General features: G+C 44.7%; 18 protein-coding genes. 8 read left to right on the forward strand and 10 right to left on the reverse strand.

Annotation, left to right across the window (positions count from 1 at the left end; all coding sequences use genetic code 11):
• Nucleotides 1–117: 117 nt before the first annotated feature.
• The 4 genes from VHA02S_RS21815 to VHA02S_RS21830 all read left to right on the forward strand — a co-directional run bounded on the left by VHA02S_RS21815 (nucleotide 118) and on the right by VHA02S_RS21830 (nucleotide 2,018).
• A complete protein-coding gene (locus VHA02S_RS21815; protein ID WP_005445030.1) occupies nucleotides 118–690 on the forward strand; it encodes a septation protein A in 573 nt (190 codons plus the stop codon).
• Nucleotides 691–800: 110 nt separating this feature from the next.
• Nucleotides 801–1,196: an acyl-CoA thioester hydrolase YciA gene (gene yciA / locus VHA02S_RS21820; protein WP_005445028.1), complete on the forward strand. Its 396-nt coding sequence runs from the start codon at nucleotides 801–803 to the stop codon at nucleotides 1,194–1,196.
• 120 nt (nucleotides 1,197–1,316) lie between these two features.
• Nucleotides 1,317–1,613 carry a YciI family protein gene (locus VHA02S_RS21825; protein ID WP_005445027.1) on the forward strand — a complete coding sequence of 99 codons (297 nt, stop codon included), beginning with the start codon at nucleotides 1,317–1,319 and terminating at the stop codon, nucleotides 1,611–1,613.
• A gap of 3 nt (nucleotides 1,614–1,616) precedes the next feature.
• The gene (locus tag VHA02S_RS21830; RefSeq protein ID WP_005445026.1) at nucleotides 1,617–2,018 is read left to right on the forward strand and encodes a GspS/AspS pilotin family protein; all 402 of its coding nucleotides are present in this window, start codon (nucleotides 1,617–1,619) and stop codon (nucleotides 2,016–2,018) included.
• Between the two features lie 89 nt (nucleotides 2,019–2,107).
• Here VHA02S_RS21830 and metE read toward each other — a convergent pair whose 3' ends face one another.
• Entirely contained in the window at nucleotides 2,108–4,390 is a 2,283-nt protein-coding gene (gene metE, locus VHA02S_RS21835; protein WP_038898631.1) for a 5-methyltetrahydropteroyltriglutamate--homocysteine S-methyltransferase, read from the reverse strand.
• Nucleotides 4,391–4,652: 262 nt separating this feature from the next.
• Here metE and metR point away from each other — a divergent pair, with 262 nt between their 5' ends.
• Entirely contained in the window at nucleotides 4,653–5,564 is a 912-nt protein-coding gene (metR, locus tag VHA02S_RS21840; RefSeq protein ID WP_009699336.1) for an HTH-type transcriptional regulator MetR, read from the forward strand.
• 22 nt (nucleotides 5,565–5,586) lie between these two features.
• Here the strand turns inward: metR and VHA02S_RS21845 are convergent, their stop codons facing one another.
• From VHA02S_RS21845 to VHA02S_RS21855, 3 genes are all read right to left on the reverse strand, one after another.
• Nucleotides 5,587–5,787: a DUF4250 domain-containing protein gene (locus VHA02S_RS21845; protein ID WP_005445023.1), complete on the reverse strand. Its 201-nt coding sequence runs from the start codon at nucleotides 5,785–5,787 to the stop codon at nucleotides 5,587–5,589.
• 185 nt (nucleotides 5,788–5,972) lie between these two features.
• The gene (locus tag VHA02S_RS21850; RefSeq protein ID WP_017189428.1) at nucleotides 5,973–6,683 is read right to left on the reverse strand and encodes an HI_1241 family integral membrane domain; all 711 of its coding nucleotides are present in this window, start codon (nucleotides 6,681–6,683) and stop codon (nucleotides 5,973–5,975) included.
• 86 nt (nucleotides 6,684–6,769) lie between these two features.
• Nucleotides 6,770–9,226, reverse strand: coding sequence for an EAL domain-containing protein (locus VHA02S_RS21855; RefSeq protein ID WP_038898633.1), 2,457 nt, complete (start codon nucleotides 9,224–9,226; stop codon nucleotides 6,770–6,772).
• Between the two features lie 408 nt (nucleotides 9,227–9,634).
• Between VHA02S_RS21855 and VHA02S_RS21860 the strand changes: the two genes are divergently transcribed.
• The 3 genes from VHA02S_RS21860 (at nucleotide 9,635) to VHA02S_RS21870 (ending at nucleotide 16,787) form a co-directional block, all read left to right on the forward strand.
• On the forward strand, nucleotides 9,635–12,019 hold the full coding sequence (locus tag VHA02S_RS21860) for a YgiQ family radical SAM protein (protein ID WP_038898634.1): 2,385 nt from the start codon (nucleotides 9,635–9,637) through the stop codon (nucleotides 12,017–12,019).
• A 274-nt stretch (nucleotides 12,020–12,293) separates the two neighbouring features.
• Nucleotides 12,294–15,830, forward strand: a complete 3,537-nt coding sequence (locus tag VHA02S_RS21865) for a T6SS effector BTH_I2691 family protein (protein WP_038898635.1) — start codon at nucleotides 12,294–12,296, stop codon at nucleotides 15,828–15,830.
• A gap of 3 nt (nucleotides 15,831–15,833) precedes the next feature.
• Nucleotides 15,834–16,787, forward strand: coding sequence for an immunity protein TsiV2 protein (locus VHA02S_RS21870; RefSeq protein ID WP_038898636.1), 954 nt, complete (start codon nucleotides 15,834–15,836; stop codon nucleotides 16,785–16,787).
• A 74-nt stretch (nucleotides 16,788–16,861) separates the two neighbouring features.
• Here the strand turns inward: VHA02S_RS21870 and VHA02S_RS21875 are convergent, their stop codons facing one another.
• The 6 genes from VHA02S_RS21875 to VHA02S_RS21900 form a co-directional block, all read right to left on the reverse strand.
• Nucleotides 16,862–18,184 carry a CoA-disulfide reductase gene (locus tag VHA02S_RS21875; protein WP_005444995.1) on the reverse strand — a complete coding sequence of 441 codons (1,323 nt, stop codon included), beginning with the start codon at nucleotides 18,182–18,184 and terminating at the stop codon, nucleotides 16,862–16,864.
• A 76-nt stretch (nucleotides 18,185–18,260) separates the two neighbouring features.
• Nucleotides 18,261–19,667, reverse strand: a complete 1,407-nt coding sequence (locus VHA02S_RS21880) for a cation:dicarboxylate symporter family transporter (RefSeq protein WP_005444993.1) — start codon at nucleotides 19,665–19,667, stop codon at nucleotides 18,261–18,263.
• A 40-nt stretch (nucleotides 19,668–19,707) separates the two neighbouring features.
• Nucleotides 19,708–20,091: a RidA family protein gene (locus VHA02S_RS21885; RefSeq protein ID WP_038898637.1), complete on the reverse strand. Its 384-nt coding sequence runs from the start codon at nucleotides 20,089–20,091 to the stop codon at nucleotides 19,708–19,710.
• A 24-nt stretch (nucleotides 20,092–20,115) separates the two neighbouring features.
• Entirely contained in the window at nucleotides 20,116–20,784 is a 669-nt protein-coding gene (locus VHA02S_RS21890; protein WP_005444988.1) for a helix-turn-helix transcriptional regulator, read from the reverse strand.
• A 580-nt stretch (nucleotides 20,785–21,364) separates the two neighbouring features.
• Nucleotides 21,365–23,461 (reverse strand): methyl-accepting chemotaxis protein, encoded by a 2,097-nt coding sequence (locus VHA02S_RS21895; RefSeq protein ID WP_005444986.1) that lies wholly within the window; start codon nucleotides 23,459–23,461, stop codon nucleotides 21,365–21,367.
• Nucleotides 23,462–23,843: 382 nt separating this feature from the next.
• Nucleotides 23,844–24,236 carry a GtrA family protein gene (locus tag VHA02S_RS21900; RefSeq protein WP_017189416.1) on the reverse strand — a complete coding sequence of 131 codons (393 nt, stop codon included), beginning with the start codon at nucleotides 24,234–24,236 and terminating at the stop codon, nucleotides 23,844–23,846.
• Nucleotides 24,237–24,295: the final 59 nt, after the last annotated feature.

Consider the following 24,295-nt stretch of genomic DNA (forward strand, 5'->3'; position numbering starts at 1 on the left):
AATCAATGACAACGCTCTGAATCCTGCATCTTGAAGTCACTTGGGTATATAGATGTTCACTTTGCCTCAGATTTCGCTAGACTGTCCTCAACTCAACAACTAGGTAGTATTTGCCATATGAAGCAAATCCTTGATTTTATCCCTCTGATTATCTTTTTTGCCCTATACAAGATGTACGACATTTATGTGGCGACAGGCGCATTGATTGTCGCAACGGCAATCCAGTTGGTTGTGACATTTGCCTTGTACAAAAAAGTGGAAAAGATGCAACTGGTCACTTTCATTATGGTGGCGGTCTTCGGTGGTATGACCATCTTCCTGCATGACGACAACTTTATTAAATGGAAAGTAACCATCGTTTACGTCATGTTTGCCGTTGGCTTAACGGTAAGTCACGCCATGGGGAAATCCGCTATAAAAGGCATGTTAGGCAAAGAATTAACGCTACCTGACGCCGTCTGGAACAAAATAAACTGGGCTTGGGTTGGCTTTTTCTCCTTCTTCGCCGTATTCAATCTCTACATCGCGTATACCTTACCGCTTGATGTATGGGTTAACTTTAAGGTGTTTGGCTTATTGATTGCGACAGTGGTTTATATGATTGCAACAGGCTTTTATATCTACAAACATCTACCAAAAGACGACAAAGAGCAGAAAGAAAACTCATCCGATGTATCGGTTGATGATTAAAAACTCAGTTTTGCTATAATCCGCGCACATTGATTATTCGCAGCGACCCAAGGGTCGCTGTTTTGTTGTTTGCTCCATTTTTTGCATATTAGAAATATTAGGATGTCATCATGAGTGAAGAAGGTCATTCACCTAAAGGGCAATTACTGCTTCGTACTTTGGCAATGCCGGCCGACACCAATGCCAACGGCGATATCTTCGGCGGTTGGATCATGTCTCAGTTGGACTTAGCTGGCGCAATCTTGGCCAAAGAAATATCTTCAGGTCGAGTTGTTACTGTGTCAGTTTCCAGCATTACCTTTAAAAAGCCTGTTAGCGTTGGGGACGTTGTATGTTGCTACGGCGTATGCAGTAAAATTGGTCGCACTTCGATGAGCGTTGATCTAGAGGTTTGGGTAAAACCAGTCAAAGTCGATGGTGTTGAAGACCGCTTCATGGTTTGTGATGCCACCTTTAACTATGTCGCTATCGACAGTGATGGTAAGCCTCGCCCAATTCTGAAGTAACAAAGCACCCGAAAGGGACCAAATGCTAGGAAGAAGCTCACAATTTCTTATGTTGACTTGTGAGAGGCACAAAAAAGGCGTTAAATTAAGGCTTTACCCCACCGATTAAGGAACTATGCTATGTGGTACGTCATCTTTTCTCAGGACGTCGAGAATTCATTGGAAAAGCGTCTGAGTGTTCGCCCTCAACATCTTGAGCGCTTGCAACAGCTTCATGACGAAGGTCGCTTGTTGACCGCCGGTCCAATGCCAGCTATCGATTCTGACAATCCAGGTGAAGCGGGCTTTACTGGCTCGACCGTAATCGCCGAGTTCGCATCTTTGGAAGATGCGCAAGCTTGGGCTGATGCGGATCCTTATATTGCGGCGGGTGTTTACGAAAACGTGATCGTAAAACCGTTCAAAAAAGTGTTTTAAGTTATGAAAAAATTACTGTGTCTCTTCCTCGCATTAGGTGCCTTGGCGGGTTGTTCATCGAATGATGATAAGCAGCGTCAACTTGAATTGATGGCATCTAATCGTGCCGGCGTTCTCTCTGCGGGTTTACCGCTCGAATACGGTCCACTCAAGATCCTACGCGTATCATCCAACAAAAATGTGGTTGAGATGATGATGATCTATAACGACGATGCACTCGGTGCAAAACCACTAAATCAAGTACTGAACACCAGTATCTATACTTACTGCAACACACCAACAGTGCGTGAACAGATCGATATGGGCTTGATGTACCGCATTAAAATTAGAAATTCTCGTGGTCAGTTGATGGCAGACGAGTTGGTTTCAGAACAAACCTGTACGGCGAGTCAAAAGCCACAGTAAAGGTTGGAATGGTTAGCTTAATCCAATCACAAACAAGCAAAAGCGAGGGGCTATCCCCTCGCTTTTTCGTTTCTACTCAATCTTCACGACTAAACCAGCTCCGCTCGTAGCTTTTTCGCCGCGGAGACTAGATTCGCTAACGCAGCTTCTGTTTCTGACCAGTTACGCGTCTTTAATCCACAATCAGGATTTACCCACAGACGCTGTGCCGGAATCTTCTCTGCCGCTTTCTTGATTAGCTCTTCGATCCATTCTTCCGATGGAATGTTCGGCGAGTGAATATCGTAAACGCCCGGACCGATTTCGTTAGGGTAATTGAAGTCTTCGAACGCTTTGAGCAATTCCATGTTCGAGCGCGAAGTTTCAATGGTAATCACATCTGCATCTAACGCGGCAACAGAATCAATGATTTCATTAAACTCGCTATAACACATGTGCGTATGAATTTGCGTTTCTGGTTTAGCGCTTGCCGCCGCGATCTTGAATGCATCGACAGCCCATTGCAGATACGCTTTATGGTCACGTTTTTTCAGTGGCAAACCTTCACGGATAGCAGGTTCATCAATTTGAATGATATTGATGCCAGCCTGTTGTAAATCAGACACTTCATCGCGCAGTGCCAAAGCAAGTTGGTCAGCAATTGCTTTACGGGTGATATCTTCACGAGGGAAAGTCCAACATAGAATTGTCACTGGTCCTGTCAGCATCCCTTTCATTTGCTTATTCGTTAAAGACTGAGCATAAGTTGACCATTCAACCGTGATTGGTTTTTCACGTTCAATATCTGCGACAACAATAGCAGGCTTAACGCAGCGAGAACCGTAGCTTTGAACCCAGCCAAACTTCGTCGTCTGGAACCCTGCTAAGTTTTCTGCAAAGTACTCCACCATATCGTTACGCTCTGCTTCACCGTGCACTAATACATCAAGATCGAGGGCTTCTTGACGTCTAACCGCATCTGCAATGTGCCCTTTTAGCGCTTGGTGATAGTCATCCGTCGAAAGTTGACCACTACGAAACGCACTGCGCTGAACACGAATCTCACTGGTTTGAGGGAAGGAACCAATCGTCGTCGTCGGTAGTAGAGGTAACCCTAACACTTCCGCTTGATGCGCAGCTCGCTCTGCATAGGGTGCGCTGCGCTCAGTTAAGGATGCTGAGATGCTATTCAAGCGGGCTTGTACATGTGGCTTGTTGACATGAGCAGCCGTTTTGCGATCTTTAATTGGTTGGCTATATGTATCACACACCAATATCGCGTTGTGGTCACCATCGAGCGCACGACCAAGTAACGCAACTTCCGTGACTTTTTGTTTGGCAAACGCAAACCAACTTTTAACTTCGTCACTGAGCGCTGGCTCAAGATCCAAATCCACAGGGCTGTGTAACAGTGAGCAAGAGCTGGCTACCCATAGATTGTCACCAAGTTTATCCTTAACGGGTTGCAAACGTTCACGCTGCGCACTCAAGTCAGAGCGCCATACATTACGACCATTCACCACACCCGCAGAAAGTACCCAGCCTTGTGGCAGTTTTTCCACCACCTCATCAAGCTGCTCAGGCGACGCGGATAAATCGATATGAAGGCCATCAACTGGCAATTCGACAATCTTATCTAACGTGTCACTCACCGAATCAAAATAGGTAGTAAGTAGAACTTTGACATCGCTACGAATGACTTGATATGCTAATTTGAATGCGTCGCCCCACTTCTCTTCAAGCTCCAGAGAAAGAATCGGCTCATCGATTTGGACCCATTCGACGCCTTGATTTGCTAATTTGGACAGAATCGCTTGATAAGCGGTTAGTAATCTTGGCAATAAGGTGAGGCGATCAAAATCTTCTTCGATTTCTTTTCCTAAATACAGGTAGCTTAATGGTCCCAACAAAACGGGTTTCACGTTATGACCCAGTTTTATGGCATCGTTCACCTCTTCGAACAATTGAGGCCAACTGACTTCAAAACTATCGTCTTTACTGAACTCCGGCACAATGTAGTGATAGTTGGTATTAAACCACTTGGTCATATCAGACGCAGCCGCCCCAGAACAACCGCAACCCGCTTGAGATTGCCCACGCCCGACTTTGAATAGTGTGTCTAAATCCGGAAAGCCATTAGCGTGGCGCTTTGGTGTGTGCCCTAGCAGCAGAGTGGTGGTCAATACATGATCATACCAAGCAAAATCGCCAGCCGTCGCGAAGCTCAATCCCGCTTCAGCTTGAGTAGCCCAGTTCTTTTCACGAAGTGTCGCCCCTACTTGTTTAAGCTCAGTTTGTTCAATTTCTCCTCGCCAGTATTTCTCCTGTGCAAACTTCAGCTCGCGCTTTTCGCCAATGCGTGGGTATCCAAGAATATGCGTTGTCGTTGTCATGTCCGTATTCCTTTCAGTGTCTGATGTTTGAGTCAGTACATCGAGATTAAATTTCACCAAGATGTCTGGATGGCTAAAACTATCTCTCTGAGGGGCAAATTGAACAACATCCAATTATTCAACTTGTTTATTAGGAAAATTCATAATGAGAGCGCTCACTCGTAATCTCCCAAAACAAATAGACGTCTAGACGTTTACATATCCAATTTTTATCGGTAAGTTAATAAAGCTCATGGTAGAAACACAAGGATGAATGGGATTCATGATAGAGTTGAAACACTTACGCACTCTGACCTCGTTACGAGACACAGGGTCACTCACGGCCACAGCGACAGCACTGCACCTGACGCAATCCGCTCTTTCTCACCAAATCAAAGATCTTGAATCTCGCATCGGTGGTCAGTTGTTTTTGCGTAAAACACGCCCAGTGAAGTTCACATCCGAAGGTGAAATATTACTTCGTCTTGCCGATGACGTTTTACCCAAACTCGCCCGAGCAGAGAATGAACTCGCGAGCTTGAAAGAAGATGTCAATGGACGTTTACATATGGCTATCGAGTGCCATTCTTGCTTTCAATGGCTGATGCCTGCGTTGAAGGAATACCAAGTTACCTGGCCAAGTGTCACGCTCGACTTCTCTTCCGGTTTTGGTTTTGAACCTCTCCCTGCGTTGCTTGCCGGAGAGCTTGACTTGGTGATCACATCCGACATTCAACCACGCTCAGAAGTACACTATGAGCCGCTGTTTGATTTCGAAATGCGTTTGATCACGTCCACCAGCCATCCGCTTGCTAATAAAGACATCATTGAACCAGAAGATCTTGCCGATCAAACCATGCTCTCCTACCCGGTTCAGAAACAGAGATTAGATGTCGTGAAACACTTTTTGCAGCCAGCGGGGGTTGAACCTGCGAAGTGGAAGCAAGCAGATAATACTTTGATGTTAGTGCAAATGGTGTCAGCAGGGTTAGGTGTTGCCGCGCTGCCTAATTGGGCGATTTCAGAGTTTTCGCGCCAAGGGCTCATCACCAGTAAGCCTTTTGGTAATGGGTTATGGCGTCGTTTGTTTGCCGCAACACGAAATTCAGAAAAGGAGAAGCGCTATCTACAAGCATTCTTTGCCACGGCACGCCAACAATGCAAAAGCCACCTTGATGGCATCAAGATGGCTTAATGATTCAGATATAGAGACAAGATTAGCGTTCGTAAGATTTGAACTGATTGGTAAGTGGGTCATATTGATAGCCGAGCATATCAAGCTTGCCCACTACCGATTCAACATCCATCTCGTACATAGAAACCAGCTCTTCGAAACTGTCGCATTCTAAGCGCAGCTTTTCATTGACGATACCCAGCAAAATAATGCTGTCCCAGTTACTCACATTGCTTAAGTCCATAGCGACACTCCTCTAAGACAAGGTATTTAGCCTCAGGGTTTTGTTGAGCACATGCGTCTAGGCGCGCTCTAAACAAATAGAGGCTATAACTAAAGCGTAGACTTAATCGAATGATTTGAAAGTGAGCTCGGTCTAAATCCCGAGCTCATTTGTGAAATTGTATGGGGAAAGGATAACCCAGCAGCTTACGCGCCAAGTAGAAACAGGCCTTGGAGACTTGTCATGGATGCCAAAGCAAGCAGCAGCGCTGCAGCAAGCTGAGCCTTATTCGGTGCTTTGTGCGTAAAGATGTGCCAACACCAAACCACAATCGCTATGATCAACATGGCTAGCGACGCCAAGATATGCTGTGTGACTGAGTTCAGTGTTGCTTCATCAAGTTGATATGCAGAAAACAAGGTCAGCACGACTAGCAACATACCCGATACCACACCAGCCACAGGTAAAATGCGGTGGAAAGCTTGCAAACGACTGCGCGCGATAACGAGAAGCAACTGAGCAAATACTGCCCCCAAAAAGAAAATCATGACAGCCATTGACGCAGAAGCCGCCCAATGCGCTTGCTCGAATACTTGGATACTCACATACGCAAACGCTAAGCCATTCGCTAGATGCAACGCCCATAGCGGACCTTTCTCACGTGTCTTCTTAGTTTGAACTTGAGAGTAGAAGTAGAAAATCGCGAATACGATCATGAATGCTTCAATACGAAGCGACGCTACTGCCAACCAAAGAATACCTATGGATGGCAGCATCTTATGCAGACGACCACGTTGACCAGGACAAATATCACCTTTGATCAAAAGCAACGTCAACAGCGCTTGAGCGCCAAACAGCATTGGAGGAAAAGTTAACAGCAGTTGTTGAATCATGTTGAATACAAACTCAAAAGTCATTTTGGGGTGGCGATAATAGCAAATCGCCTATCGCCAAACCACCTAAACCCAACATGCTACTGTGCTTTATTACGGCCAAGCCACGACTAGAGCGTGGCTAGATACATCAATACATCTTCTTGGGTCAATAAACCGCGGTATTCATTTTGCGAGTCACATAAAATCCAAGGAAATTTTTTGCCTGTTTTGACCAACTCGCGAACTTGTGAAACTGAAATACTCGCATCTATTTGCTCAAATTCCGTGTTCATAATTTGGTTTACCGGACGTTTCCAAATGCGGTTTTCTCTTTCTGACTCCAAATCAGTCCCCATTGCAGGCGTCAAATGCAAGTTCACCTGCTCTTTGGTGATCAGTCCGACACAGCGTTTTTCATTCACGACTACGAGCGGCGCATCCGGGCTCAAGTTCATAAATTCAACCGCTAACGACAATGGCTCACCCGGGTCTAAGCGACGAACGTCACGATGACTCAATGACAACAAAGGAGCGTCGTGAGTTGGCTTAACCTTGACGTCCTTAAAGCGTTTCTGATGGCATTGCGGCTTATCTAGTAACACCAATGGCACCGCCTGAGAAAACAAAAAGCCTTGCATGTAATCCACACCCACATTCGCAAGCACTTGTAATTCCTGTTCCGATTCAACGCCTTCGGCAACGACTTTAACACCAAGTTTGTGTGCCAGTTCCGTAATCATCTTCACGATGTTGTATTTAGTGCTCCCCTCTTCGATATCTTTGACAAACTTACGATCGATTTTAAGCAGATCAAACTGCCCCTTTTCCAGATAAGAAAACGAAGAGTACCCCGTACCAAAGTCATCAATGGCGATCTTAATACCCTGCCCTCGTAGCTCTTCAAGGGCAGTGGTGTGTTCTTGGTCTTGTTCAAAGTAAGCCGTTTCAGTGAGCTCAATAGTGATTTGACTTGGATCTACTCCACTTTCAGCAATCAAATCAAACGAGCTTTGCAATACTTGCAACGAATCCAATTTGGTATTTAATGAACGATTAATAGTTAAACCAATATCCTCACCATACACTTTTTGAATATGAGGCAATTGCTTCAGCGCCGTTCGGCATACCACATCATCCAAAGCGGCGACCAACTCCAAGTCTTCGACTACAGAAATCATTTCTTGCGTGTCATAGGTTTTGTTATGGTGGTAAAAGCGCGCCAAAGCTTCGAACTTCACCACCTTTCCGCTACGAGTTTCAATGATCGGTTGGTAATACACATCAACCAACTGACTCTCAATTTGCGTTCTTAAAAACGCTTCTAAATGATGACGCTTAACCAACTCATCGTGCAGTTCACTGTTGTAAAAATTGAAGTAGCTCTTATCCCCAGAAGATGAGGAAACCATCGCTTGAGCAGCGTGTACTAGTGCCTGTCTTGGGTTATTAGTATCGTAGCCTAGGACTGACACCCCCATTTGTCCCTCTACAATCACATCATGCATACTGGTTCCTAATTCATTTCTTAGTTCAACAAAGAAGCCTCTTAGTGCAATTTGGATCAGACGTAGAGGGCTTAACCACTGACAGTGCGGAGTTTGCAAACACACCACAAACACATCTTTTGACAATTGACCGGCAATACTCGCGTGTCGGCTGCGCATCACAAAATCAGCAAGACCGAGTTGTTGTTCGAGTATGGTTTTTGGTGAGAAATTAGGACGCAGAGTCATAACGATATTAAGCTCTTTGTTACCAGTTTCTTGTACTAGCTTGGCAAGTCGAGATTCGAACTCTTCACGTGGAGGCAGGAAAGCAGACCACTGTTGGGGTTGTTCTCCGGCTTTCTTCATCCACAATAACGATGCAGAAATGTCCGTCGAAAAACCAAGAAAGAGCGTTCGACCCGAAGTGAAGTTCAAACGATAAATACATAAATGATGCGCTTGATTGCTACCGTTGGCAGTGCGGCTCAATAGGTTCCCATTCCAGAAACCTTCTTGATCAATCTGTTCCCAGATATCGTCATAAAAAGCTTTGCTGTGATGGTCCGAGCTGAAAATGTAGGTTTTCAAACCAACAATATCACGATTTTCATACCCCATTTGCTGCTCAAAGGCTCGATTACAACCAAGAATCCTTGTTTCCTGATCGGCGACTAAGATGCCAACGTTTGGCAAATCAAAAATCGTTTCGAGAATTTTTGCCAGCTCTTCACAACCTGTAATACTGAGTTGGGGGATAACCATACCTTGAACCACATGATCATTAAGACGTTCAAAACTCAAATCAACGTGAACCAGCATGGATTCGTTGGGCATTAAACAGCAAGACAAACTGCCATGCCCGCCATTAAGCTCTACTTGAGAAACTTTCTCCCTCGCAGCCCCCTGTTGACCCAGCAGCATGTGGTCAAACAAATCATCCAACCCTTTTAATGGCTCTTTTAAGCCGAATATGGACATCATCCCTCGTTGGTCACATTCAAACTCTCGAGTGTAGATATCATAGGACCACTCGATGATTTGATGCTGACCGGACGCTGGGTGCACTTCTCCTTGTGCAATAGACAATACTTCACTCATTACCTAGCCCCCTATTTTTAGCCTTTCACTCTGTCTAATGATTTCCCATCGTGTCGCCGCGTTTTGCTGTTTTTTTATGATTGCAAAGTGGTCAAAACACAATCTGGAATGTCTACGCATTCAGTCATTATTTGGAGTCAAAATGACGTATGCATTTGTATGCACTAGTTAAATTATAGGAAGAGTTTTACATAAGCACACTATTGCGTAACGATAATTTTTAATCTTAGACAAAGGCAATAACCACAAGGGCTAGAAGGAGATAACACAAGAAAACCCACCTCTAATTGCGAGTCATTTTCATCTAGAAATAAAAGTGGCTGAACTAAGCTTGATTAAGAGAGTTGGGTATAGATACCTGATCATCAAATCGCTATAATTCGCGCTCCTTGGAACAGAGAGCAAAATATGACCAACGACATTACTCCTATTCATGAGTACAAAAAATACTGGACTGAGTGTTTTGGTACGGCACCTTTCTTGCCGACCAGTCGCAAAGAAATGGATGCCCTAGGATGGGATAGTTGTGACATTATCATTGTCACGGGTGACGCGTATGTGGACCACCCGAGCTTTGGTATGGCAATCATCGGTCGTCTGTTGGAGGCACAAGGCTTCCGCGTCGGTATCATTGCTCAACCAGAATGGAACAACAAAGACGCTTTCATGCAGCTTGGGAAGCCAAATCTGTTCTTCGGAATCACCGCGGGTAACATGGACTCCATGATCAACCGTTACACAGCGGACAAAAAACTTCGTCATGATGATGCTTACACGCCAAACAACGAAGGCGGAAAACGCCCAGATCGTGCAACGTTGGTGTACTCGCAACGTTGTCGTGAAGCCTATAAAGGCACACCTATCGTTCTTGGTGGTATCGAAGCTAGCTTACGTCGCGTAGCTCACTACGATTATTGGTCAGATAAAGTGCGCCGCTCTGTTCTGTTCGATGCAAAAGCTGACATCCTTCTTTTTGGTAACGCAGAACGTGCCCTAGTGGAAGTGGCTCACCGTCTTGCTGATGGCGAAGATATTTCTACCATGACCAATATTCGCGGTACGGCAGTTAACCTACCAGCTGAACCAGAAGGTTACACCGTTATCGATTCTTCTCGTATTGAGAAACCTCGTAAAGAAGCGTTCGTACCAAAGAACCCATACGAAGTGGAAACTCAGTGCGATACCAAAAAAGAAGAGCCTGTTGCACAGCCAATCACGATTCGTCCATCACGTCATGATGCAGCGAACACAGCGGTGCGCCTACCAGCCTTCGAAAAATTGCACAACGACCGCATTCTTTATGCCCATGCCAGCCGTGTTCTGCACTTAGAGACCAACCCATATTCGGGTCGTGCTCTATTGCAACGTCATGGCGACCGTGAGCTTTGGGTAAACCAAGCGCCAATTCCTTTGACGACAGAAGAAATGGATTACGTATTCGGCCTATCGTACGCGCGTGTTCCTCACCCTATGTATGGCAAAGCAAAGATCCCGGCTTACGACATGATCAAAACTTCGGTTAACATCATGCGTGGCTGTTTTGGTGGCTGTTCTTTCTGTTCAATTACCGAACACGAAGGTCGTATCATCCAAAACCGTTCGCAAGAGTCCATCATTAATGAGTTGGAAGAGATCCGCGACAAAGTTCCAGGCTTTACGGGCACAATCTCTGACTTGGGTGGCCCAACAGCAAACATGTACCGTCTTGGTTGTAGCGATCCGAAAGCAGAAGCAAACTGTCGTCGTCCTTCTTGCGTGTTCCCGGGCATCTGTAACAAGCTAAACACAGACCATAAACACACCATCGATCTTTACCGCGCCGCGCGTAAAGTAGAAGGTGTGAAGAAAGTCATGATCGCATCTGGCGTACGTTACGACCTTGCGATTGAATCACCAGAATACGTCAAAGAGCTTGTGACTCATCACGTCGGTGGTTACCTGAAAATTGCACCAGAGCACACAGAGAAAGGTCCACTGGATCTGATGATGAAGCCGGGCATGGGTACTTACGACCGCTTTAAAGAGATGTTTGAGAAGTACAGCGCGGAAGCGGGTAAAAAACAATACCTGATCCCTTACTTCATCTCGGCGCACCCAGGTACTGAAGATGAAGACATGCTGAACTTGGCACTATGGCTGAAGAAGAACAACTTCGAATGTGACCAAGTACAGAACTTCTACCCATCACCAATGTGTAACGCAACGTCAATGTACTACTCAGAGACAAACCCTCTGAAACGCGTGAAATACAAGCAACGTGAAGATGTGCCAGTGGCGAAAGGTGAACGTCAACGTCGCCTACATAAAGCCCTACTTCGCTACCACGATCCAGCTAACTGGCCGATGATCCGTGAAGCACTGATCAGCATGGGTAAAAAGCACTTGATTGGTGACAAGCCAACCTGTCTAGTCCCTGCAGAAGACATTGATGCACAGACACCAGCACAACGTCGTAAGTCTGGTCGCCACGGCGCAAATCGTTTTGCAACCAAACACACCAAGAACCAACCAGGCTTCGGTGGTCACTTGAACAAGCGCTCTGAAGGTGGCTCACGTGATGGCAAGCCATCTGGTCACCGCAACGGTTCAGGCAAAGCACAAGGCGGCTCAAATGGACAAGGTCGTGGAAACCAAAACCGCGGTAATGGCGGCGCTAACGGTCAACGTCCAAATTCTGGCTCACGCCCTGGTAGCAACAACCAAAATCGCTCAAACGGTACTGGCTCGCAAGGTCAAGGTCGCCCTCAAGGTCAAGGCAAACCAGCAGGTCAACGCAAACCAAAACGTCGTTAATTCAATAGAACTTGAATGCTAAAAAAGGCTCCAGAGGCAACTCTGGAGCCTTTTTTTTTGTCTGGATAATCATTGCTCTTTAGAACAAGCTCTTTCAAACCACACTTGGTCTCTTTCGATACAAAAAATGGTATACGCCAACCAACTTCTTGGAAAAACAAACAACTTTTTGGTTAAAGCAGAGTTGCAGAACACCTAACATGCTGATTTATAGTTGTTTTATTTTGGTGCGATATTTGCCTAATGGAGTAAAACTCTTAAACATAGGCTGACGATGAGTAATCCACTTCCTCCAAAAACTTCGATGTTTTGGCACGACAACAGCTATACCCACGAAGAAGCTGTTCAGGCATTTGAAAGCGATGGCACGTTGAAATCTCTGAATACCGTTCCAACCACCGCATCCGATGACATGGCTGGCTCGCCTCCTGAGCGCAGTATGTTTTGGGAGGGAGAAACCAAAAAAATCGATCCGCCACCGCCGTCTGAACCAGAACCTCTCAATTTAAAAACCGAGAAAGAACCAACAGAGGCTTTACCGGCACACTTCATCCCTGTTCGCTACGCCATCGATCAGCTAGAAACAGAAGAAACACAACTTTTTGGTTTGCCTGACGAATGGAAAGGCCAAGGCCCAGCCAAACTCAATACCGTTGGCTACACCTTGCGTCAGCTTCGCGATGGTTGGTTGTATGTCTATGATGCAATCAACAAAAGCCTAGACGAATACGAAATCAAAGGAACGCAATTCACGCTCTACAAGCTGGGAGAGTCGGAAAGCCCAGAATCCGAACAGCGTGGTACCCCAGAAGGCGTAAAACCTTTCCTTACTTACGACGACGGGAGCGTGGTATCGATTTGTTACTCTGAACACCGCTGGACATGGAACATGTTCATGCGCGTCCTTAACAATCCGAGTAATCATATCGATCGCATGCAAACTGTTGTTCTGTCTGCAAACGAGAATCAGCACAACATTGCACCAATCGATAAGTTAACTCAAGTGGCTGATATTGAATCTTCTGCCGTCGATGATGGTCGCTTTGCGGATTCTGGCATCGCTACCAAAGCAGATGAAGATGGTTCTATCTTTAAACCTGTCGCAGCCGAGAGTGATTTAACCTCTGCGATTCCAGAAGAAGAATCGGGTTACTTCGTCGCGATAAAAGATTACGCCGCAGACATTCAAGATATGTCGCTGCATTTTGTTGGTGCCGCAAGCCCATACCGCCTTTTCACTGACCAGTTTTCAAACCAGTGGAACTTGATGCAGACCGCCATGCAACTATGTATGTTTGGTGCAAGTGACGAGATAGACATGCCAGCTAGCGTTAAGCGTAATGGCGAAGAGCTGTCGTTTTATACCGACATGGCTGAGTATTATGATTCCTCTCACCAACTTGATTTGGCAGGGCAAAACAAAAGCTCAGTTCAATCTGGCTATCCTGCCAAATTTTCCGCTGGAGCGATTGAATCACACCAACATACTCAAAGTGACATTGCCAAAACGATACAGGACAAATATCGAATTTCCGCAAACCGATTTGGTAAATACGAGCAATGGATAGCGACTGAGCGTTGGCGCAAGCAGCTCAACTGGAAGCAAATGCTGAGCGAGATGCAGGAGCTGTCAGAGCAAAAAGAAACCATGCTTGCCGAAGTTGTCTCGGTAAAACGAGACTTTATAGCAGTCATGGAGTCCTTAACACCCCATCACCTCGAAAGAACCTTCGACCTATACAGTGAAGACACGCAGTACAGCTTGTATCAACTCCATAAGCAAGCGGTTGAGTCATTTACTCTGGTGATGCAAGAAGAAGACCGCCAATGGGCTGAAAGCCAATGGGAGAAACCAACCAGTTTACTTGCTCTCTATGCCTCTGGGTTTAGCCGAAGCTTATTTAAAGTAATAGAGAAGAATATTACTGAGGCGCAGAATGAACAGTCGATCGCCTCAGAAAATTCTGATGCTGATAATCAGTTGACGGACCAGATCTCTGCTACGAGCAACCGTGTGAGCATGTACTCTAAGATCATGGATTTTGTTTCCAACCCAAACACTGCGGAAACGGACTTTCTCAAGGATATCGGCAAAGGTTTCCAAGAGCTGGACATTATCTTTAAATCTGCAATAGGTGCACTTGCAAAAGGAGTTTTAGAGTTTGGCGTTAGCATGACTTCACAAGCATCGATTTTACTGATGCCTGTTTTCGCTAAACCTCTGAACCGCCATAGCTATTATCTGTTTGCTGTTATAGCAGAGCATATGGCACACAATATGCCAGTTACTTTAAATGAAAGCTACGCTCGCGATTTTAAAAAATGGAAAACACGCGTAAATGATTACCCAAGTGAGCTCAAGAAAAACGATGCGGTCATTGCTGACTTCCAGAAAAATAACCGCAAAGCTGACTCTAAATACACAACAGCTTTAAAAAATAAAAAGACTATTAAGAAGGCACTCGCTGTGGCTACATTGGAGTACCCACAGCGTATTGTATTACCCGATGATCTGCCTCAAAAAACCGTCGAGCTTAGAACTCGGATCGCTATGAATAAGCTCGATGATTTGAATAAACTGTTCGAGAATGCCGGTGGTCTAGGCTTTATGGCATTAGTATTTAACTGCATCGCGCTTGGTGATGCCATGAGCAGTATTCAAGACACAGGGTTAATGTCCTCGGATGAATTCTTGGATATTCAGCAAAAGCTATTTTATGCAGCCAATGCTTGGACGGGGATTCGTACGGGTAAATTATGGGATAGTGTGAAGGGTGATCCTCGGTTAAGGTCACATTCATATAAAGCATTAAAAGAGTTAGTAAATAATAATGCTCGTGGTTTTGATAACTTGATCCTTGATGACTTAAAGGTATTCAATAAATGGCTAGCTGTGACCGGAGTTATTGGAGCTCTTGCTTCGGGTATAGAGGCCTATCGCTCATGGAAGAACATAGACGGCTTACATGGGAGCGCAAGAGTTGTCGAATATTTCAACTTTGCATCTTTAGTTGGATTGACACTTGTAGGTGGGTTTCAAGCTATCGGTGGATTAACTGGGATTTGGTCAGCAAATATCCTGTTTGGAGGTCCGATCATGTTTGTCATTATGGGCCTTACTGCAGTTTACCTTCTTAGTAATCATATAATGAGTAAACTTAAACAAGATGATTATCAAAAATGGTTAGATAAACTTCCTTGGGGCTATCACCCAGATAAAGCCCTGTGGAGTCAATCCTCAAGCTTGGTAGAGAGAGAAAAGCATAATTCTTCTTTAGTGCAAGAGGCTCTTTTTGAGTTAAAAACCATAATGGATAAACCTTTGATCTGCCAAATACCATTGATGCGTACCGTTCCGAATTCAACAACACAGTATCCAGCAGCAAAACAAGAATTGTTTGGTATTGAGCTACATATCCAAGTTCCCACCAATACAGCAAGAGATGGAATAAAACTTCGGACAAATACTTCTGTAACAGAGGGAGGACTGGAGTCGGGAGCTTGGCACACTGGAGTAGATCTAGAAACGCTGGATAGTTCAACAGATTCCTCAGATTCCTCAGATTCCTCAGATTCCTCAGATTCTCAAAGCGTCTATAAATTGACTTTACCAATGAAAGACTCGGCTAAATATTTAGCATTTGAGATAGAATACATTCTTGATGAGAAGAGCGAATTTAACCGTAAGTACTGGTTCCAAAATAATGCAAAACAGCGTGCAACTTATACGGCAATTTCAGACAATACCAAACAAGCAACGATCAGAAGTTCATTATCTCCAACTAATAGTGAACTTAGCTTACAGGAGTAACCTTTGGCTTATTTACCTTTCTATATTACCCCAGAAGAATTTTCAGCATACCAAGAAGAGCAGGAGCAAAAAATTCTTAATGGGATGAATCTGACAGTCTGGCATAAGCACGATATTGAAGAGCCTTTTCGATACTTATACCTATCAATTGCTATAGCTGCTGTCAGTCCATTATTTTTCCTTACCTATTTCCTACATGATAGTAGTGAAATGATCTTAACTTACATTTTATCGGGGCTGACGATAATCATGTCTGGAGTGTCTTATCTGACATTTGGTTTGGACAATCGGTATGATTACACCTTCTCCGATCGCGGGTTAGTTATAAAAAAACGACGTAATTTACCGAATTGGGTAAACTCCGCGGCTCAAGTCATGGGCTGGATTGGAGCAATAGTTTGTGTCTTGATGGTTGGAGTTGCTGGACCGGTGGTTCTTGTCGGAGCTGGTGGCTTTGTATTGGTTTCATTTGGTATGCTTAAACGCAAGCCTGATGAGCCAACAGAAGTGAGAGTTGGAGAGCGAGAAGACTGGCTCTTTGCTGATTACAATAAGAAAAGAAAAGTGATTAAGTTCTTTTTTAAGCATGACACATGCGAATATATTAATATGGAACATACTAAGATTTCACGCTTACACAACCGATTCCACTATTACGTATTTTTCAAAACCGTGTCTGACTTAGAGTCTATGGTCAATCAGCTAGCCACAGAATATAAGCTTGACTGTACAGAAGTCGCAGACCACAAAAAGCTATTTGAAGCTAAGCCAGAGGCTAGACTGTTTGGTACGCCAGTTTGTTATAAAGAATATCAAACCGATGAGGTATTTGATTTAAGGGCGTCAAATGCCCCACTTCCTGAGCGTGAATACCTATACAACGGTAAGTGGCAAACGGAATCTGAAATCGAACGCTTAAAAGCGGAAGGTGAACAGCGAGCCACTCCCACTTCATAGTTCAGCATTAAAAAGGGCTCCAGAGATTACTCTGGAGCCCTTTTGTTTTGGCTAAATTTACTTGGATAGCTAACTTATTTCGCTACGTTGCCTGCAACGTTTAGTGCATCCCAAGTACGTGCGAATGGTGGTGCGTAGCAGAAGTCCATATAGCCTAGTTGCTGTGTGGTCATCTTCGCAGTGATAGCAACAGCGAGTGCATTGATTCGCCCTACAGCGCCCTTCTTGCCCACGATTTCACCGCCAAGCAATACATTGGTTTCTGGGTGGTAAACCAGCTTCACTTTAATGTCTTCTTGACCTGGGTAGTAGTCGGTTTGGTTCTTATCCGAAATGGTTGAAACCTTCACTTCCAAACCATGTTCTTTAGCTAGAAGTTCCGATGCACCTGTGCATGCCAGTTCGTAATCCAGCACTTTCAAGCAAGACGAGCCCAAGAAACCACTCATGTAAGTGTCTTTGCCAGCTAGTTTGTCAGCCATCATGCGCGCTTGTTTGTTAGCAGTGGTTGCCAGTGGAACATACACTGATTTACCTAGCGCCATGTGGTGAACCACAGCGCAGTCGCCGACAGCGTAAATGTGTGCATCTTCTGTTGCGCCAAACTCATCTACGAGTAGTGCGCCGTTCGCTGCTTTCGGTAGCTCGAACGCTTCTGTGTTTGGTTTGAAGCCAAGTGACATGATCACAACGTCTGCTTCAACATTGCCGTTGTCGGTTTCTACGATGTAACCGCCCTGCTCTGCGTCGCGAATGGCTGATACGCTGCAACCAGTTTTAAGCTCAGCGCCAGATTCACGAATCGCGCCTTCTACCACTTCAATCATTTCTGGGCTGAACTGACGACTCATCACGTGTTGTTCACGCTCAATGATGGTGACGTGCTTACCTAGTAGGTGTGCAGCATCGAACACTTCAAGACCGATAAAACCACCGCCAATCACACAAATGCGTTGTTTGTTGCTGTCCTTAAGCGCTTCTTTTACTGCCAAACCATCTTCCATGCTGGTTAGCGTGTATACGTGCTCTGGGTTGAACTCGCCAAACGATGGCACGATTGGACGCGCGCCCGTGGCAATCACTAACATATCGTAATCGATGGTGCTTTCTTCGCCTTGGTGACGAACTTTAATCTGCTTTTCTGTGCGGTCTAGTGCCACCATTTCAGTTTCAATGCGCACGTCTAAACCAGATTTAATCGCTTGTTCTGGCGTACGAGAAATCATGCGCTCAGTGTCATCAAACATGCCACCAGCAAAATAAGGTAAACCACACGCACCAAACGAGATGTAATCGCGCTTATCCAGCACAATCACTTCATCTGATGGCTGATTACGTTTGTATTTCGCTGCGAAACTCATACCTGCAGCGCTACCGCCTACGACAACAACTTTCATATTTATTACCTAAATAACCTGAACTCAGGAAAAACGGAGAGCACCCGCGTTGGGTGCTCTTTATTAAGTTTAGAAATTACACTGCTGCTTCTTTTGACACTGTTGCAGCCACATCTGCGTTGTATTGCTCAGTGTTTAGTGAGCCATTCTTCTTCGCGGTTAGCACGCCTGACAACATTGAGCCAGAGATGTTAAGCGCGGTACGAGCCATATCGATAAGCGCTTCGATAGAAACCAGAATCGCCACAACCGTAATGTCTAGACCCATGATGGTTAGTACCGCTACTGCTGCGAACGTTGCACCGCCACCAACACCTGCGATACCGAATGAAGCAATCGCGATTACAGCAATCAGTTGTAGGATGAAGCCTAGGTCAACTGGCATGCCCATTACTTGAGCCGCCATGATAGCTAGCATTGCTGGGTAGATACCCGCACAACCGTTCTGACCGATACTGGTACCGAATGTTGCTGACATGTTTGCTGTTTCTTCGTCCACACCTAGACGTTGAGTTTGAGTTTCAACGTTTAGTGGGATTGCCGCCATGCTTGAGCGAGAACCGAAGCCAAATACGAGCACTGGCCAGATTTTCTTCATGAACTTAGCAGGAGACAGACCGAACAAAGACACCATCACGAAGTGGATAGCGAACATTACACCGATTGCCACGTAGCTTGCTAGTAGGAATCGACCCATTTCTGCTAGTGCGAACAAATCGTTTGTCATCATGAACGTAGTCATCAGAGCAAATACACCGTAAGGCGTCAGCTTCAGAATTTCACGTACCATTGAAAGCACTACTTCTTTTGCTGAGTTGATGAAATCAACAAAGTTTTGCACTTTCTCTGGCTTACGGTTTTTCACTTGCAGGATACAGTAGCCAAGGAACATACCGAACAGGACGGTCGATAGCGTCGAAGTACGTTGAGAGCCCGTTAGCATGTCAAAGATGTTCGTTGGGATGATAGACAGAGCCATACCTGACAGGCCGCTGCTCGCCATCGCATCTTGCGTTGCAATCAGAGAGTCGCCACGCGCTTCGATAGCGCTGTTAGTGCCGATGGTGCTCACTAGTGCGTTTGCATCGATACCGAACAGGTAAATACTTGCGATGCCCACTGCAGCAGAAATAGCACAAGTGAAAAGTAGAATACCGATGATTTTGGGTGCGATACGCGATAGTGCACCGCCGCCTTCTACGTTCATGATCGAAGAGATCATCGCCACAAATACTAGTGGGATTACGATCATTTGTAGAAGCTTGATGTAGCCTTTACCGAACACAGAAATCAGTTCAGCAAAACCTGCCGTTGCAACGTTGCCTACGCCGAATACGAGCTGAATTGCACCGCCGAATAACAGACCAGCAGCAAGCGCACTCAGTACGCGGAAGTTAAAGCTTTTCTTTTGTTTTTTGAAGTTCGCAAGTAATGCGTAGAACCCAAAGAACAAGATGCTCAATCCAATAAATGAAACGCTCATGAGAATCTCCTATTGATACCCATTTATGTCCGAAAATCGGTTACTTTTTGTATGCAATGGCTTCAACTTCAACCAATGCGTCTTTTGGTAGTCTTGCTGCTTCAACGCAAGAGCGAGCGGGTGCGTTTTCTGTACCAAATACTTCTGTGTACACTTCGTTAAAGGCGGCGAAGTTTTCCATGTCTGATAGGAAGCATGACGTCTTCAATACTGTGTCTAGACCCGCACCGCTTGCTTCTAGAACTGCTTTTAAGTTTTCTAGTGACTGACGAGCTTGTTCTTTGATGCCGCCTTCAACAAATTGCATGGTTTCTGGAACCAGTGGCAACTGACCTGATGTGTAAACCATGTCGCCGTAAGCTGTGCCTTGAGAGTAAGGACCGATAGCTGCTGGTGCTTGTTCAGTGGCAATAATTTTTTTCACGATACAACTCCTAAGTGATTAATTTTATTCTGATTTAAATTCTCGGATAAACTTGTAAACCGCCTGACGGCTAATCCCAAGTTGCTCTGATACTTGTGTCGTCGTTTCTTTTAGCTCAAATACACCGTTATCAAACAAACAACGAATAATGGCTTTGTTACGACCTTTAGCTGAAACCGTCTCATCTTGGTCAACCTCTTGCGTGGCAGCACTTAACGCTTGCTTGATGACATCATTGGCGTTGTTACTGAAGGTCTCACTGACCAAGGTTTGTGATACGTGACACTGTGGCATCAGCGTCTTGACGATCTCAGGGAATGGGAAAGATAAATTCATGTTGATACATAGCATGCCAATCGGCTTTTGCTCTGGACCAGCCAAAATGCACGTGGTCGATTTCAGTAGCGAACCATCGGCGGCATTGGTGAAATAACTCTTCGGAGAGACCTCGCCCGTTTTCTCGAAGGTGCTCCACATACGTAAGCCCAAATCAGTGATTGGCGAGCCAATTTCACGCCCAGTATGATGACCATTCACAATCTTCACGACTGAATTTTCTAAGCTTTCAAATGAATGAATAACGACTTCGCAATACGGTCCGATCAAGTCGGCGATTGTATCTGCCAAGCGAAAATAGTTGCTTAAACATGCTCTGTCTTCGTCGGTGAATCTAACTTGCTTTACGCTCATCATTTCGGTTTACATTTTTGAACTCAATGACTAAAAACTACTCCTTTCGGGTAGGTTCAGCAATACAGAGTAAACTTCTGTAAACCGCAAACTCACGCTCAAAACACCAGCAAAAATCGAATAAATGATCAAAATCACGCACAATAGTTGAACAAGATCACCAAAAACATATGAATTCGGTTTAATTTCTTAAACCTTGTCAAAGTTTAAATATTTAAAATCAAAGATTGCATTTTTGAATACTTTAATGATCTAGAACAAGTTCTAAAATTCAGTAAAAAACACATACGGTAAATTCTCATTCGACATGCAAGTTGATTTATAAAATCAACTTCAATCAAAACGCTCAAACCACGACACAAGATGAATAAAATTTCATCTCACATACCCAATTTGTATATCTAAGTCACCTTGAGATATGTGGGCGTACAATCGACTTCTTTCCATTCCATACCTATAAGACGAATCTGAATTTAAAAAGACGCAGATACAGAAGAAAAAATTGGACAGGTTATTTAGGACATAAAAAAACCGAGCGCTCGATGCGCTCGGTTCGATAAAACTATAGGGTAGTAAAAACAAACTAGGAAAGCTTGAATTTACTGAGTTCTCCGTGAAGATCGCCAGCTTTGACCGTCAACTCGTTACTGATTTCAACCGATGATGTCATGGTGTCCATCACCTCTACCGCCGTATCGTTGATGATCACAACATTGCGGTTGATCTCTTCTGACACGGAACTTTGCTCTTCTGCTGCAGAAGCAATCTGATTGTTCATGTCATTGATGACTTCAATCGCTTGGTTGATTTCAGACAGAGCCAAATGCGCTGCTTGAGTCTCGCCCTTGGTATCAATGGCTTGTTTCTGACTTTGCTCCATCAACACGACAATAGATTGTGTCTCTTGTTCTAAGCGAGCCAACATAGCGCGGATTTCTTCTGTTGAACCTTGAGTACGATTTGCTAGATTTCGAACTTCATCCGCTACTACTGCAAAACCTCGACCCGCTTCACCTGCACGTGCCGCCTCAATCGCTGCATTCAGTGCCAACAGGTTGGTTTGTTCAGCAATGCCACCAATCTCACTCAAAATACCCTGAATCGCGGTACTAGAATCGACCAAGTTTTGCGTTTGCTGCTGTGCATCGTTGACTTGCATCGCTAAGTTATCGACCGCACTCGCCGCATTGTCCATGCGTGTCATGCCATTTAGGCTGTTGCTTTGCACTTGGCTTGCTGCAGCAGCCGCTTGAACCGCAGAGTTTGCAACTTCTTGCGCGGTTGCACTCATCTCATTGATTGCAGTTGCCAGTGAATTCACTTCATTCACCTGCGCGTTGAGTTGATCACGAGATGCCGCTGCTCGCGTTTGACCTTCTGTGGCGTTCTTATCTACCTGATCTGCCGTGCTCATTACCGTCAACAACATTTCTTGCATACGGGATAAGAAAGTATTGAACCAGTGGGCAAGCTGCGCCGTTTCATCTTTGCCTTTCACTTCAATGCGGTAGGTCAGATCGCCTTCGCCTTGTGCCGCATCTTTAAAGCGCTCGACTAAGTTATTGAGCACTTTACCTAAAGAGCTGGCAATAAACGCCATAGCAGCAATACCTAAAAGAGCAGCGATGATCCCCGCCCACACACCTTTTTCAAGCGCTTTTGTATTCTGCTCATCACTCCATTGTTGGTAGGTGTCGACGCTTTTTGTAAGATAGTTGCTGGGAACTGACACCATGACTACCCACGGAGCATCACTCGTTTCAATTGACGTAATCGCATATTCGTCACCACCAAAAGTAACGAGACCAGCGCCTTTTTCTTTCGCGATCGACTGAATGTTTGCCCACTGTGCTGCAAGCTCAGAAGACACCTTCTTGCCTACCATTTCTGCATCACGACTGTTTGCCAATGTAATGCCTTTCCATGATGTGATAAGGATTTTTCCTTGTCCTTCAAACAGGTCTCGTGCAAACAACTCACTCTGACTTTGCAGCTCGTGTAGCGAGAGATCAAAACCGAGTGAGCCTATGATTTTACCATCCTGCTTAATTGGCTGACTGATGGTAGTGATCAACTCTTGTTTACCACGAACTGGATAAAAGTACGGCTCCATTACGAAAGTTTTGCCTGTTTCGTAAGGCATTAAGTGCCAATCGTCTTTACGCTCACCGTTGTTGTTTAACTCCGTATTACTAAAGCTCTCCATTGCGACAGCGTCAAAGCTATTCTTATCGTTTGGAGAGAAGAAAGGTGCGAGGTAGCCTTGGCTGTTAAAGCCGATTTCAGGACTAAAAGTCGTTTGCTGTGACCATGTTTTGTCTTGCCAAACCATATAACCAGCAAATACGGCTTTGTTTTGTGCTTCTAATGCGGCAGTAAACTGTTTAACAATAAGATCTGCGCTCGCATCTGTCTCTGCACTTAGCTCAATAATCGAACGTACTTGTTTAAGGTTTGCCAACACAGGATCGAGTTGGTTGGCTACATTCAAACCTTGCTGAATTGCGGTATTTTGCAAGTCGGTGTTGGTCGCATCTGTTAACTGCGTTTTGACCTTCTCGTTCACTTGTTTGTTTACATCGGTAAATGCGTTTGTGGTCATTCCCATGGCAATAAGCAAAGTGAAAGCCATCGCTCCACCAGCGCTGACCGCAATTCGCGTTCGTATACTGTTAAACATAGAAACCTCTGTAACTAAAAATAAGTTGGCGTTAGTTTTTGAAATATCGTGGATTTTAAACAACAGAAGTGAACAGGAGTCGCCAAGATATGAATAGAAAAAGAACAGAAAGATCAATTTTATTAACAGAATTAACTGGCGAGGGGATTTTATATTTAAAGGTAATGAGCTGCACAATAAATAAAGTGATTAAGTTGATAGTATAACTCTTTGTATTTACGGAACTTAAACCTTACAAAAAAGATGGCTTTTATATGAAAGTAATCAAATATTAAAGTAGAGGTATGCTTACGAGTCGATTAATCATTTCGTGATTTAGATCACATTTAATTTTCCTCATCTTTTTGTTTTCACTGCAATTATTATCTGGATAACCAAGCCATTATTTGCTCGATTGTTGGAACACCCAGTGCATACTCAGCAAGTAATTGCTCACCATACCCGCCAAAATTCCCATCACTAAAGCAATGTAAACTGTTGTCCCTTGTGTACCCAATAAGAGTGTGGTGACTTTGAAAACGGCAAAGTTTGGTAATGCGCTGATGCTTGCGCTAAGCATAAACTTTTGCCATTGGTTAAATGCTCTATCCTTTGTTGATTGCGAAAACGTCAAACATCGATTGCCCAACCATGTTGTGGTCGCAGCAACGCAAAATGCCAGCCCTCGAGCCATCATTAATTCGACCCCAGCCCATTGAAATAAAACCATAAAAATGAGGGTATCGACGATGAAGCCGACACCACCCACCATAGCAAATGTCAATAATCTACTCATCACGTTACCCTGTACCCAAGTGACTTCAAGATGCAGAATTCAGAGCGTTGTCATTGATT

Origin of the sequence: Vibrio harveyi NBRC 15634 = ATCC 14126 = KCTC 12724 (genome assembly GCF_001591145.1) — a bacterium.
In the GTDB taxonomy this organism is placed as follows: Bacteria; Pseudomonadota; Gammaproteobacteria; order Enterobacterales; family Vibrionaceae; genus Vibrio; species Vibrio harveyi.